Below are 12,578 nucleotides of genomic sequence, written 5' to 3'. Positions count from 1 at the left end.
CAAAGGGGAGCTCTCATGCTGAGGGCGCATTGGCGGCAGATTTCATTTCCCGATTGATGGACAAGGCTCGAAGAGGCGCGACAATCGACGCGTTTGAGACCGCGATGGGAGTAGAGCTGCTGAAACTGAAGCCATCCCTCGGGAAAACACCAAAGGAAGCACTGCTCACAGCAGGGATGTGGCTCGACGTTCCTAAGCCGCCAAAATTCGAAAACATCCACCTGCTAATTGGTGATCCTGACGCCGTAATGCTGGCTGATATCTTCCCAATCGAATACTGGATCCAAGCGTACGAAGCACACCGATATCGCATTCGCGTTTTTGCTTTTTCTGAATACTTGCCGGAAGCAAGAATTGCGGTGAAGGCAGCTATCAAGATAGTGATGAAGATCACTTCAAATAGTTACTTGGAGACAGTCGTCCAAGCGCGTTAGCTGCTAGATGTCCAGGTTCTTGACGTCGAGGGCGTTCTCTTCGATGAACTTGCGGCGGGCCTCGACGTCCTCGCCCATCAGCGTGGTGAAGATGGCCTCGCACTCGGCGATGTCTTCGAGCTTCACCTCGAGCAGCGTGCGTTTCTCGGGCTGCATGGTGGTGTCCCAGAGCTGCTCGCTGGTCATCTCGCCCAGGCCCTTGTAGCGCTGGACGGTGAAGTCCTTCTTGCCCTCGTTGAGGACGTAGTCGAAGAGCTCGCGGACGCTGGTCTTCTCGACGACTTCGTCGGCGGAAGCTTTCTTCTTGGCCTGGGCGGCCTTGGGGGTCTTCTTGGCGGTCTTCTCGCGCTCGGCGCGCTCGGCGTCGCTCTCGGCCTCGTCGCCGTTGGATTCCGCGGCCGCGCCCTTGGGCACCGCCTGGATGATGAACGGCGGCTCCATGTACTGCTCGATCTGCTTGTACTTGGAGACCATCTGGCGGTACTCGGGCGAGCTGATGAGGGCCCAGTTGATGCGCCGCTCGGCGCCCTGGGAGTCGACGAAGACGAGCTGCCAGAGGTTGTGCTCGTCGTCGAACTCGGTCTTGACGGACTTGAAGCCCTGGTCCTTGACGAGCAGCTTGAGGAGCTTCTCGAGCTTCTCGACTTTCTTGGGGGCTTCCTTCTTGGTGCCTTCGAAATCGGCGCGGGCGGCGAGGCCGACGTGGGGAAGCAGGTCGGTGACCTTCTCGTCGCGCAGGCGCTTGTCGACCTTCTCGAAGAAGTCGAGGTAATCCTTGAGGACGGTCATGAACTTGGCGAGCTCGGCGCCTTCGAGCTTGGCGGCGCCTTCGCCGTAGCGCACGACGATGCCCTCGGAGGCGCGCTTGACCATGACCTTGACGAACTCGCGGTCGTCCTTGATGTACTGCAGCGACTTGCCCTTCTTGATGGAGTAGAGGGGGGGCTGGGCGATGAAGACGTGGCCGCGCTTGATGAGCTCCTGCATGTGGCGGAAGAAGAAGGTGAGCAGGAGGGTGCGGATGTGGGAGCCGTCGACGTCGGCGTCGGTCATGAGGATGATCTTGCCGTAGCGCAGCTTGGCGGGATCGAAGTCGTCCTTGCCGATGCCGGTGCCGAGGGCGGTGATCATGGCGCGGATCTCCTCGTGGCCGAGCATCTTGTCGTAGCGCGCTTTCTCGACGTTGAGGATCTTGCCCTTGAGCGGCAGGATGGCCTGGAAGCGGCGGTCGCGGCCCTGCTTGGCGGTGCCGCCGGCGGATTCGCCCTCGACCAGGAAGAGCTCGCAGCGCTCGGGCGCGCGCTCGGAGCAGTCGGCGAGCTTGCCGGGGAGGCCGCCGCCATCGAGCGCGCCCTTGCGGCGCGTGAGGTCGCGGGCCTTGCGGGCGGCTTCGCGCGCGCGCGCGGCTTCGATGGCCTTGTTAATGATCTTGCGGGCGACGGTCTGGTTCTGCTCGAAGAAGGCGCCCAGGCGCTCGTTGACGAAGGCCTGCACGACGCCGGCGATATCGCTATTGAGCTTGCCCTTGGTCTGGCCTTCGAACTGGGGCTGCGAGAGCTTGACGCTGATGACGGCGACGAGGCCTTCGCGGACGTCGTCGCCGGTGAGCGACTCCTTCACGTCCTTGAAGAGGCCGAGCTGCTGGCCGGCGTAGTTGATGGTGCGGGTGAGCGAGGTGCGGAAGCCGGAGAGGTGCGAGCCGCCGTCAACGGTGTTGATGTTGTTGGCGAAGGAGAAGACGGTCTCAGAGTAGCCGTCGTTGTATTGCAGCGCGATCTCCATGGCGACGCCCTGGCGCTCGGCTTCCATGTAGATGGGCTTGTCGTGCAGCACCTGCTTGCCGCGGTTGAGGTGCTTGATGAACTCCGCGATGCCGCCGGTGTACTTGAACTCGACCTTCTTGGCCTCGCCCGTCTTCTTGTCGGCCTCGCGCTCGTCGGTGAGCGTGATGGTGAGGCCCTTGTTGAGGAAGGCGAGCTCGCGCAGGCGGTTGGAGAGCGTGTCGAAGTTGTACTGCGTGACGGTGAAGATGTCGCGGTCGGGCAGGAAGTGGACGCTGGTGCCGCGCTTCTTGGTGGAGCCGGTCTTCTTGAGCTTGGTGGTGGGCTCGCCCTTGGAGTAGGACTGCTCCCAGACGGCGCCGTCGCGCCAGATCTCGAGGTCGAGCTGGTGCGAGAGCGCGTTGACGCAGGAGACGCCGACCCCGTGCAGGCCGCCGGAGACCTTGTAGGTGGAAGAGTCGAACTTGCCGCCCGCGTGCAGCTTGGTCATCACGACCTGCGCGGCGGGGACTTTCTCGCCGTCGACGTCCATCGGCTCGACGGGAATGCCGCGGCCGTTGTCGACCACGGTGATGGAGTTGTCGATGTGGATGGTGCAATCGATCTGGTCGGCGTGGCCGGCGAGCGCTTCGTCGACCGAGTTGTCGACGACTTCGTAGACGAGATGATGCAGGCCGAGATCGCCGGTGGAGCCGATGTACATGGCGGGACGCTTGCGCACGGCTTCCATGCCGCCGAGCACCTTGATGGAATCGGCGGTGTAGTCGCCGTTGCCGTTCCCGGCCGCCGCTTTTTTCGCTTTCGTCTCTGCTTTCGCCATCGCTTTCGCGGTCGCTACCCCTGAATCCTTGGTCGCCATGCCCTGCCTTTTTCACCCGGATGAAGACACAGTTCGAGCCCCGCGCGAGCCCGTGGGGCGCTCGCCCGGATTAAATCCAACTTGTTGATTAATAAGTCACTTAGCGGATGCTCGAGCACTCTCGATTATAGCACAAGGAGGGCTGCTCCGGAGGCAGGCGCGGAGGGAGGAAATGGTGGTAACCGAGGGCGCCCGGAAAGTCGCTAAGTGACCGCTAGGACAGGTCTTATCAGGTCGGGTACATGTCCTTTCGTACCTGGCCTGGATGGGCGGTTGCGCCTGTATACTCCCGCCGGCGGAATATACCGCTTCCGTTCGGCACCAAACCTTGAAAAACCCCTATTCCTGAGGAGATAGACAATGAAGAACACTGTTCGCGCTGCGCTCGTACTGCTCATGATCGCCGGCGGTTACGCCGGAGTCGCGACCCCTGCTCCCGCGATGACGCAGCCGCCGCAAATCACGGTCCAGGAGGGTTCGGCACCGAAGCCCTGCTACCCCACGCCGAACAATCCCTGCCCGCCTCCGATCATCATCCAGGAGTAGGGACGCGCGGTACCGTGGTACATGTCCCAGGGTAACCTCGGAAGGAACCTAGGACACCAATCTAGCTATTGCGAGGCCTTCCCGGGCGGAGTAGCATTCGTCTCCCCTCGGAGGCAGGCCCATGTCCGCGCAGACATTAAGTCTGATCTTTTGGATCGCAGGTCCCGTCCTGCAGACGGCGATCTGCGTCTTCCTGTGGCGCAAGAACCTGCGCCAGCGCTATCCCATCTTCTTTGCCTACAACGTGCTGCACGTGGTCACCGCGATTGGGTTGTTCGGGGTGGCGCTGACGGGTTCGGCGAAGGGCTATTTCTTCGCCTACTGGACGGTGAACGCCCTGCATGTGGGAGTGGGCTTCGGGGTGATCTACGAGCTGTTCCGCACGGCACTGAAGCCGTACCACGCGCTGCGCGACCTGGGCACGATGATCTTCCTGTGGGCGGGCGCGGTCATGCTGCTGGTGGCCTCGATGATGGCGATGAGCGGCGCGGCGCCGAACGAAGCCAGCCGCATCGTGGCGGGCGTGCTGAGCCTGGAGCGGAGCGTGCGCCTGGTGCAGTGCGGCCTGCTGCTGTTCCTGCTGCTGTTCGGCACCAAGCTGGGATTGACGCTCCGGCATCGGACCTTCGGGATCGCGTTGGGAGTCGGGATCTATGCCTCCACCGACCTGCTGCTGGTGAACCTGCGCGCGCACTACGGGCAGGAATGGAACCAGGTCTACAGCCTGCTGGGCGCGGGGATCTGGATCATGACGTGCGCGAACTGGCTGTATTACGTGGTGCGTCCGGAGCCGGCGCCGGTGATGATGCCGTCGATGGCGCAGGCGCGGCCCATCCTGCAGCGCTGGAACGAGGCGCTGGCGGAGGCCGCTGCCGGCTACAGCTCGGCGACGCCGCGCATCGATACGCCCGACCCGTTCACCTCGACGGTGGAGAAGACGGTGGAGCGCGTGCTGCGCAACGGGATCCGCTCGGGAAGATAACCGCTACGAACTGCCAAGGCCGGACGAGAGTCCGGCCTTTTTCATTGCGCGCTCACGATGCCTGGCGGGCGGACTTGAGGCGGAAGCTGACGCGGATGCGGGCCTCGACCTCGACGGCGGCGCCGTCGGTGACCTGGGGGTCGAAGGTCCACTGCTGGACGGCCGCGAGCGCGGCGTCGTTGAGCAGCGGGTGTCCGCTGAGGACGGTGGCCTCGAGCACGTGGCCGTCCACGCCCACGACCACGCGCACGAGCACGTCGCCCTGCACGTTCTGACTGAGCGCCTCGGCGGGATAGACCGGCTCAACCTTGTGGCGGAGGCGCGCGCGCAGCGCGGTCTCGGTCTGCGTGACGCGCTGGACGGCGCCCGGGCGCGGCTGCGTGATGATGACGGGCTCCTCGTCTTCCTGTGCGCTCTCGGGCGGGAGGAAGCGGAAGGAGTCGACGGTGTCGGCGAGGCGGTCGACCGCGTCGAAGGTGGCGCCGCGGAGGATGAGCAGCAGCATCTGGCCGTTGACGGCGCCGGCGACCTGGGTCTCGAAGGCGTCGGGCGGGGCGGCGGCGCCTTCCTGCGTCACCTGCCAGTCGAGGCGCTCGAAGCGCCAGCTGTGGAGCTCGAGCGGCGCGGGCTCGCCCAGCTGCTTGCGGGCGCGCGGCGCGTTGGCCGGGCCGCGCGTGGCGAGCGAGTGCTTGAGCAGGAAGCTGTGCGGGTCGCGCAGCTGGTCGGGAAGCCCGGCGAGCGGCACGGCGTAGAGCGCGAGGTGCTGCTGCGCGTCGGGCGAGACGGCATGGAGCAGCGGCATGCCCTTGCCGGGCTCGGCCGGGAAGGGCGGAACGGTGGCGACCCAGCCCGCCGGCGGCGTGAACTCGACGCCCAGGGTGCGGTTGAAGAAGTGTCCGTTCTCGAGCGAGCCGGGCGCGGCGAGGACGCGGATGGTGGTCTGCTGGGAAGCGCCGGCCTGCGCCGCGCCCGGGAGCGCGAGCGCGAGGCACAGCCCCGCCGGCAAAAGAAGATTCCGCATGAATGGTTCGATTGTAACCGGCGGCGCGGCGGTGGGCGTGGTTCCTCGACCCAGAGAAAGGCCGCGCCGAAGCGCGGCCCCATCTGGCGGGCGATTCGCCCGCCCCACACGAGCACGTCAGATGCGCATGGGCATGACGACGTAGCGGTACTTGAAGTCGGCGGCTTCTTCGGGGCGCATCTGTCCGGCGGACTGGGCGTCCTTGAACTCGAGGCGCACTTCGCCGCCGCTGGTGGCTTTCAAGAAGTCGAGCAGGTAGGCGGAGTTGAAGCCGATGGTCATGGCCTCGCCGTTGTAGCTGGTCTCGATGGAATCTTCCGACTCGCCGGTCTCGGTGGAGGAGGAGGAGACCTTGATCTCGCCCTTATCGAGCTTCATGCGGATGGCGCCGGAGCGCTCGTCGGCGAACTGCGCGACGCGCTGGATGGCGGCGGCCAGGTCCTCGCAGCGCAGGATGACGAACTTGTTGTTGTCCTTGGGGAGGACGGCTTCGTAGTTGGGGAACTGGCCGGTGAGCTGGCGCGAGGTGAGCAGGCGCGAGCCGATGCGGAAGAAGAGCGTGGAGTCGTCGCGCGCGAACTCGATGGCCTCGACGTCGGAGGTCGCGAGCAGGGCGGAGATCTCGGCCATGGCCTTCTTGGGGACCAGGACCTTGAGCTCGCCGGAGACTTCCACCTTGGCGGCGCCGGTCTCGATGTGCGCCAGGCGGTGGCCGTCGGTGGCGACCATGGTGATGGATTCCGGCTTGAGCACCAGCAGGGCGCCGTTCAGCGTGTAGCGCGACTCCTCGTTGCTGATGGCGAAGATGGTCTTCGCGATCATGGTGCGGATGACGGCGGCGTTCAGTTTCACCACGCCCGCGGTGGGGAAGACGGGCAGGGCGGGGAAGTTGGCGCGGGCCATGCCGACCATCTTGGTATTGGAGCGGCCGCTGCGGATCTGCACCCAGTGGTTCTCGAGTTGCTTGATGGAGATATCGCCATCGGGCAGCAGCTTCACGTAGTCGTAAAGCTTGCGTGCCGGGATGGTGCAGGAGCCTTCCTTCTTGACCTTCGCCGGGCAGGCGGTGCGGAGCGAGAGGTCGAGGTCGGTGGCGGTGATGGAGAGCTTGTCGCCGGCGGCTTCGAAAAGGAAATTGGACAGGATGGGAATGGTCGTCTTGCGCTCGACGACGCCCTGCGTGGCGGTGAGCTCTTTGAGCAAGTCGAGTTTGCTAACGGTGATCTCCATCATCGTTCCTGTCTCGGTCGGCGCTCCCGTACTGGTCGAAGCCATGGCTGAAGGCATTGCAGTGCTCCCGACTGATGTTCCTTATATCAAATCAAAAATCTTAAAAACCAGTAGTAACAGTAGGTGGACCGGAAAACTGGAAATCAATCCTAATCCACTCACCCATCACTACTTCTACCGCCGGCGCCGCCCCATCGCAGGGACCTTTCACGGTTGGCGCCGCTGCTGAACTTGGAACAACTTTCTATTCGGACCCTGCTGCCCACATCTTCCACACGCTCTCCACATCCCGGCGCGAGAAAACCGGATGGTTACGCGGAAAACGCGGCGCAAACCGCCGCTACGTAGTCAAAGTCTCGGTCAGTTTGTTGAGCAGCCTGTTCAAATCCTTGTCGTTCTTGCGCACGGTCTCGATCTTGTCGACCGAGTGCATGACGGTGGTGTGGTGCTTGCCGCCGAACTGGCGGCCGATCTCGGGCAGCGAAGCCTCCGTCAGGTGCTTCGCCAGGTACATGGCGATCTGCCGCGGGTAGACGATCTGGCGCGAGTTGTTCTTCGCCTTGATCTCCGGGACGCGCAGGCCGAACTGCTCCGAGACCGCCTTCTGGATGGAATCGATGGTGACCTTGCGCGACTGCGCCTCGATGAAGTTCTTGAGCACCTGCTGGACGGTCTGGATGTTGATCTCGGTGCCGGTCAAGGAGGAGTAGGCGATGAGCCGGATGAGGGCGCCTTCCAGCTCGCGCACGTTGGAGCGGATGTTGGAGGCGATGAAGAGGGCGACCTCGGTGGGCAGTTGCACGCGCTCCGATTCCGCCTTCTTCTGGAGGATGGCGACCTTGGTCTCGAGGTCGGGGGGCTGGATGTCGGCGATCAGGCCCCACTCGAAGCGGTTGCGGAGGCGGTCTTCGATCTCGGCGAGCTCCTTGGGCGGGCGGTCGCTGGCGATGACGATCTGCTTCATGCCCTCGTGCAGCGCGTTGAAGGTGTGGAAGAACTCCTCCTGGGTGCGCTCCTTCTGGGCGAGGAACTGGATGTCGTCGATGAGCAGCACGTCGACGTGGCGGTACTTGTCGCGGAAGCTGGTCATCTTGTCGTAGCGCAGCGAGTTGATCATCTCGTTGGTGAACTTCTCGCTGGAGCAGTAGCAGATGGCGGCGTCCGGGACACGCTTCTTGATCTCGTGGCCGATGGCCTGCATGAGGTGGGTCTTGCCCATGCCGACGCCGCCATAGAGGAAGAGCGGGTTGTAGGCCTTGGAGGGGCGCTCGGCGACGGCCTGGGCGGCGGCGTGGGCGAACTGGTTGCCGGCGCCGATGACGAAGGCGTCGAAGGTGTAGCGCTGGTTGAGCTGCGCGGCGCCGTCCCAATCGAAGCGCGCCTGCGAGCCGGTGCGGACCGCGCCGCCGTTGGGCCCGGCGCCGACGGGAGCGAAGCCGCCGTCGGGCCGCGTGGGCGCGGGCGGGTTGAGCTCCTCCGGGGTCATGTACTTGACGTCGGTGAAGCCGAGCTTGAGATCGTCGATGGCCTCGGCGATGTGGTCGGCGTAGCGCTCGCCGATGTTGCGGAACTCCGCGGTCGGCACCCGGATGACCAGCACGTCGCCTTCGGCGTGGCTGAAGCGCGTGGGCTTCAGCCAAGTGTCGAAACTGTGCCGGTTGATCTTCTTCTCGAGCGCGGAAAGGATCCGGACCCAGGGATTGGCAGTCGCGGTAGCGGTAGACGAAAGAGACATGGCCAAGCCTTATCGTTCCTGGCGCGCGTACAGGTCAGCGCAGCCTGTGAAAAAGTGGTTTCTCGAACAGCACTCCCTGACGCCTCGGGCTGGATGGAACCGCCAAAGACTGGAGAGAGCCGTCGCTTGTTGCAAAAGCCGTTGCCGGCTGGGCAGCGGGTAAGAGTTCGTTACCGATCAGGGGACAAGAAATCGTTTCGACTGTGCCGCATCCTACCACGAATAAATTTTGTGTGGATAAGTCCGCGCGCAGAGTTTCTAAAAAATTTTTCGAGCGTTGTTAGACTCCGCGCGCGTGCTTGTCAAGTAGCTGTGAAGTAACTGCAACGCGACTTGTGCAAGGACGGGTGTCATGCTGAGCGCGCAGCGCGCAGCATCTCACCGGTGAGAGCCTTCGCCCGCCGCAGGCGGGCCCAGGATGACACTCACGCTAGAGGTATCTTTCGCGCACGATGCGGAAGTGGTGATTGGCGTGGCCGGCGGTGATGAAGGCGAGCGCGCGCACGGAGAAGCGGTTGTCACTGGCGATGCCGGCTCGCATCCAGGCTTCCGGCGGCAGGTTCTCGAAGAGCGCGACGGAGGCGGCGCGCACGCGCCGGAACTCCTCGACGTGGCGCGACCACGGCGTCCGGTCGGCCGCGGCGCCGGCGACGGCGACGTCCTGATCGAAGCCGGGCAGGGGCGTGGTGAAGCCGCGCGCGAACCAGAGCGCGCGCAGCGTGAACACGCGCTCGGTGTCGGTGACGTGGCTCAAGACCTGCTTGATGCTCCACTTGCCGGCGGCATAGCGGTGGAGCGATCTCTCCTCGGAGATGGCGGAGAGCATGGTGAGGGAGCTGTCGTAGTCCTGGACGGCGGCGACGGGGTCGTCGCCCTTGGCCTGGTCGACGTAGCCGGCGTAGTAGGCGGCAAATTCGTCTGCTGCTGGTCTTCCCTTCATCGAGAACCCCCCTTCACCACGAAGGACCACAAAGGAGGTTCTTGAAAGGTCCATCCTTCGTGGACCTTCGTGACCTTCGTGACCTTCGTGGTTCAAGATTCTAATCATGGCGGCGCGTTGCTGCTGGCGCGACCCGTCCTATATACTCAACGTTTGTTTCCCCGCACTTTTTCCCGTTAGGAGAGTAGTCCTCCGATGCCGAAGCGCACATTCCAGCCGAACCGCCGTCGCCGCTCGAAGAAGCACGGCTTCCGCAGCCGCATGAAGACGCAGGGCGGCCGCAAGGTGCTCGCGCGCCGCCGCGCCAAAGGGCGCAAGCGCGTGAGCGTGAAGCCTGGTTTCCGGGAATAGACTTCCGATCCCACCCTTTGCTCGGCCAGAATCGGGCCTCGCAAAGGATGGGGCACCCCAAGCCGTGAACGCCTCCCCATCGCAGAGCTTCCCCAAGTCGGCGCGCCTGCTGCGGCGCGCGGATTTCGTCCGGGTGTACGAGCAGGGCCGGCGGCACTTCGGTCCCAACATGACCTTCTTCTATCTCGAGCGCGAGGGTGCGGCGCGGCCGCGCGTGGGCTTCACGGTGAGCCGCGCGCTGGGGGGCGCGGTCGAGCGCAACCGCATCCGGCGGCGCGTGCGCGAGGCGGTGCGGATGAACCTGACGCACCTGCGGCGGGCGGCCGACGTGGTGATCAATCCGAAGCGCTCGGCGAGCCAGACGGAGTTCCCGGCGCTGGTGGCGGAAGTGGCGAAAGGATTCAGCGTGATCGAGCGGGGTGCGAAGTGAAGCGGGCGCTGATCGCGGTGCTGCGCGCCTACCAGCGGTGGGTCTCGCCGGCGCTGCCGCCCTCGTGCCGCTACACGCCGACGTGCTCGCAGTACGCGGTGGAGGCGATCGAGCTGCGCGGCGTGCTCGTGGGGACGGCGCTGGCGGCGTGGCGCGTGTTGCGCTGCCATCCGTTGGTGAAGGGCGGGTACGACCCGGTGCCGGTCGCGAGTTCCGAGTTGCGAGATGCGAGTAGCCGAGTGAAGAGTTGAACGAGCAACTGCAAAATCCGAACGAAGATCCGGGGCTGCAGAAGCGGCTGCTGCTGGTGTTCGCGCTGACGTTCGTCATCATCCTGGCGACGCAGCCGCTGCTGCGGAAGTTCGCGCCCCAGGTGCTGGAGCCGCCCAAGCAGGAGCAAAATCAGCCGGCCGCGGGCGGCGGGCAACCGGCCGCGAATCCTGCTGCGCCCGGCCAACCGAGCCCGACGCCGCAAGGGGCAGCGGCCGGCGCCAAGCCGCCAGCCGCCAGCGCGCAGGTGAAGCAGGCGGCGGGGGAGAGCGAAGTCGTGGTCGAGAACGACCTCTACAAGATCACCTTCACCAACCGCGGGGCGCAGGTGAAGTCGTGGGTGCTGAAGAAGTACACCGACGACCACGGCAAGCCGCTGGACCTGGTGAACCGGCTCGCGGCGGAGAAGTACGGGTATCCGCTGTCGCTGTTCGCGTATGACGAGGCGCTGAAGAACGAGTTGAACTCGGCGCTCTACGTGCCGAGCCTTACCGGCGAGCACGAGGCGCCGGCGGAGGTGAGCTTCGAGTTCGCCGACGGCGACGTCAGCGCGCGCAAGACGTTCCGCTTCGACCACTCGTACGTGGTGAAGGTGGAGACCGGGGTGACGCGCGGCGGGAGCTACGTGACGGCGTATCCGGCGTGGCCAGGGGGCTTCGGCGATGAGACGCACCCCACTTCCTACGCCGGCGGGCGCATCGACTACTACACCAGCGAAAAGATCGAGCGGCTGGAGCCGAAGAAGGTCGCGGGCGGCGCGACCGTGCAGCCGCCGTTCTACTGGGCGGGAACGCTCGACCAGTATTTCGCCGCCATCTTCCTGCCGGACGAGCCGCAGCGCGCGTCGCTGGTGCTGCTGCACGGCGAGATCGGCCTGCCGGAAGACCTGAACAAGCCCGACCCGAACAAGACCATCAAGGTGCCGGTGCTGGGAGCGGCGGTGGGGACGATGGGCGGTCCGTCGAGCACGCGGCTGTTCGTGGGGCCGAAAGCCATCGACGTGCTGCACGGGGTGCGCGCGGCCGGGACCGCGCCCGGCAGCGTGGGGCCGGACATCGAAGGGGCGCTCGACTGGGGCTTCTTCGGCCTGATCGCCAAGCCGCTGTTCCTGTGGCTGAAGTGGACGCACGCGCACTGGATCCCGAACTGGGGCTGGGCCATCGTCTTTCTCACCGTGATCATCAACGCGGCGCTGTTCCCGCTGCGGCTTTCGAGCATGAAGTCGGCGATGAAGATGCAGAAGATCGCCCCGCAGGTGAAGGCGCTGCAGGACAAGTACAAGAAGTACAAGCTGAATGACCCGCGGCGGCAGGAGCAGAACGCCGAGCTGGCCGCGCTCTACAAGCAGCACGGGGTGAACCCGGTGGGCGGGTGCTTCCCGCTGCTGCTGCAGATGCCGTTCCTGTTCGCGTTCTACACCATGCTGGCGAACGCGACGGAGCTGCGGCACGCGAACTGGCTGTGGGTGCGGGACCTGGCCGGGCCCGACCCGTGGCACCTGCTGCCCGTCGGGATCATCGTGACCATGTTCCTGACGCAGAAGCTGACGCCGCAGGGCGGCATGGACCCGATGCAGCAGAAGATGATGATGGTGATGATGCCGGTGATGCTGGGGTGGATCAGCTGGAACCTGGCAGCCGGGCTGAGCCTGTACTGGGCGGTCGGCAACCTGCTGGCCATCGCGCAGCAGCTGTGGATCAACAACACCGAATTCGGGCGAGAGATGCGAGCCGCGCGCGCGCCACACAAGCCGAGGAAGTAAGGGGGGATTCATGCCGCTAGCCGATAAAGTCGAAGCAGCGAAGCAGATCAATGCGCTCTTGGCGACGCTGGTCGCCGCCGGCGGCTTCCAGCTGAAGTGGCGCATCACCGTGGACCCGGAGTTCCCCGAAGATTCGCCCGAGAAGCCGGTGATCCTGGTGGAGCTGGGCGGGCCGGATTCGCCCGCGGTGCTGGCGCAGAACGCCGAGCTGCTGCGCTCGTTCGAGTACGTGGCGCT

The 12,578-nt window shown here is 64.9% G+C and carries 14 protein-coding genes; 9 read left to right on the top strand and 5 right to left on the bottom strand.

The genetic code is table 11. From position 1 onward, the window contains the following. Positions 1–434 (top strand): hypothetical protein (locus VLA96_02245; GenBank protein ID HSE48009.1); only part of this gene is annotated, 434 nt, incomplete at its 5' end. Positions 435–437: 3 nt separating this feature from the next. On the opposite strand, the gene gyrB is transcribed toward VLA96_02245, so the two are convergent. Then, positions 438–3,074: a DNA topoisomerase (ATP-hydrolyzing) subunit B gene (gene gyrB, locus VLA96_02240; protein ID HSE48008.1), complete on the bottom strand. Its 2,637-nt coding sequence runs from the start codon at positions 3,072–3,074 to the stop codon at positions 438–440. A 360-nt stretch (positions 3,075–3,434) separates the two neighbouring features. Here gyrB and VLA96_02235 point away from each other — a divergent pair, with 360 nt between their 5' ends. Both VLA96_02235 and VLA96_02230 read left to right on the top strand, forming a co-directional pair. Further along, positions 3,435–3,620 carry a hypothetical protein gene (locus VLA96_02235; protein ID HSE48007.1) on the top strand — a complete coding sequence of 62 codons (186 nt, stop codon included), beginning with the start codon at positions 3,435–3,437 and terminating at the stop codon, positions 3,618–3,620. A gap of 121 nt (positions 3,621–3,741) precedes the next feature. After that, positions 3,742–4,602, top strand: a complete 861-nt coding sequence (locus VLA96_02230; GenBank protein HSE48006.1) for a hypothetical protein — start codon at positions 3,742–3,744, stop codon at positions 4,600–4,602. A 52-nt stretch (positions 4,603–4,654) separates the two neighbouring features. Here VLA96_02230 and VLA96_02225 read toward each other — a convergent pair whose 3' ends face one another. Both VLA96_02225 and dnaN read right to left on the bottom strand, forming a co-directional pair. After that, on the bottom strand, positions 4,655–5,623 hold the full coding sequence (locus VLA96_02225; protein HSE48005.1) for an energy transducer TonB: 969 nt from the start codon (positions 5,621–5,623) through the stop codon (positions 4,655–4,657). Positions 5,624–5,740: 117 nt separating this feature from the next. Beyond that, positions 5,741–6,853, bottom strand: coding sequence for a DNA polymerase III subunit beta (dnaN, locus tag VLA96_02220; protein HSE48004.1), 1,113 nt, complete (start codon positions 6,851–6,853; stop codon positions 5,741–5,743). Here dnaN and VLA96_02215 point away from each other — a divergent pair. Beyond that, the gene (locus VLA96_02215) at positions 6,843–7,082 is read left to right on the top strand and encodes a hypothetical protein (GenBank protein HSE48003.1); all 240 of its coding nucleotides are present in this window, start codon (positions 6,843–6,845) and stop codon (positions 7,080–7,082) included. The two genes, dnaN and VLA96_02215, sit on opposite strands and share 11 nt — an antisense overlap. A 111-nt stretch (positions 7,083–7,193) precedes the next feature. Here the strand turns inward: VLA96_02215 and dnaA are convergent, their stop codons facing one another. Further along, positions 7,194–8,588 (bottom strand): chromosomal replication initiator protein DnaA, encoded by a 1,395-nt coding sequence (gene dnaA / locus VLA96_02210; protein ID HSE48002.1) that lies wholly within the window; start codon positions 8,586–8,588, stop codon positions 7,194–7,196. Positions 8,589–9,018: 430 nt separating this feature from the next. Beyond that, positions 9,019–9,528 (bottom strand): DinB family protein, encoded by a 510-nt coding sequence (locus tag VLA96_02205; protein ID HSE48001.1) that lies wholly within the window; start codon positions 9,526–9,528, stop codon positions 9,019–9,021. A gap of 195 nt (positions 9,529–9,723) precedes the next feature. Here VLA96_02205 and rpmH point away from each other — a divergent pair, with 195 nt between their 5' ends. The 5 genes from rpmH to VLA96_02180 form a co-directional block, all read left to right on the top strand. Continuing rightward, positions 9,724–9,879 carry a 50S ribosomal protein L34 gene (gene rpmH, locus VLA96_02200; GenBank protein HSE48000.1) on the top strand — a complete coding sequence of 52 codons (156 nt, stop codon included), beginning with the start codon at positions 9,724–9,726 and terminating at the stop codon, positions 9,877–9,879. 64 nt (positions 9,880–9,943) lie between these two features. After that, positions 9,944–10,309, top strand: a complete 366-nt coding sequence (gene rnpA, locus VLA96_02195; GenBank protein ID HSE47999.1) for a ribonuclease P protein component — start codon at positions 9,944–9,946, stop codon at positions 10,307–10,309. Continuing rightward, positions 10,306–10,560, top strand: a complete 255-nt coding sequence (gene yidD, locus VLA96_02190) for a membrane protein insertion efficiency factor YidD (protein HSE47998.1) — start codon at positions 10,306–10,308, stop codon at positions 10,558–10,560. The genes rnpA and yidD overlap by 4 nt, the downstream gene beginning before the upstream one ends. Further along, entirely contained in the window at positions 10,557–12,341 is a 1,785-nt protein-coding gene (gene yidC, locus VLA96_02185; protein ID HSE47997.1) for a membrane protein insertase YidC, read from the top strand. Before yidD ends, yidC begins: the two co-directional genes overlap by 4 nt. 10 nt (positions 12,342–12,351) lie before the next feature. Further along, positions 12,352–12,578: hypothetical protein (locus VLA96_02180; GenBank protein HSE47996.1), on the top strand; the 227-nt coding region annotated here is incomplete at its 3' end.

The organism is Terriglobales bacterium (genome assembly GCA_035457425.1).
Classification (GTDB): domain Bacteria; phylum Acidobacteriota; class Terriglobia; order Terriglobales; family Acidobacteriaceae; genus JACPNR01.
This window is presented reverse-complemented; position numbering and strand designations above follow the sequence as displayed.

Bases quoted from the DNA above. Each gene is read 5' to 3' on its own strand.
- dnaN (HSE48004.1), bottom strand. From the start codon at position 6,853: ATGGAGATCACCGTTAGCAAACTCGACTTGCTCAAAGAGCTCACCGCC.
- VLA96_02230 (HSE48006.1), top strand. From the start codon at position 3,742: ATGTCCGCGCAGACATTAAGTCTGATCTTTTGGATCGCAGGTCCCGTC.
- VLA96_02225 (HSE48005.1), bottom strand. From the start codon at position 5,623: ATGCGGAATCTTCTTTTGCCGGCGGGGCTGTGCCTCGCGCTCGCGCTC.
- VLA96_02205 (HSE48001.1), bottom strand. From the start codon at position 9,528: ATGAAGGGAAGACCAGCAGCAGACGAATTTGCCGCCTACTACGCCGGC.
- VLA96_02235 (HSE48007.1), top strand. From the start codon at position 3,435: ATGAAGAACACTGTTCGCGCTGCGCTCGTACTGCTCATGATCGCCGGC.
- dnaA (HSE48002.1), bottom strand. From the start codon at position 8,588: ATGTCTCTTTCGTCTACCGCTACCGCGACTGCCAATCCCTGGGTCCGG.
- gyrB (HSE48008.1), bottom strand. From the start codon at position 3,074: ATGGCGACCAAGGATTCAGGGGTAGCGACCGCGAAAGCGATGGCGAAA.
- rpmH (HSE48000.1), top strand. From the start codon at position 9,724: ATGCCGAAGCGCACATTCCAGCCGAACCGCCGTCGCCGCTCGAAGAAG.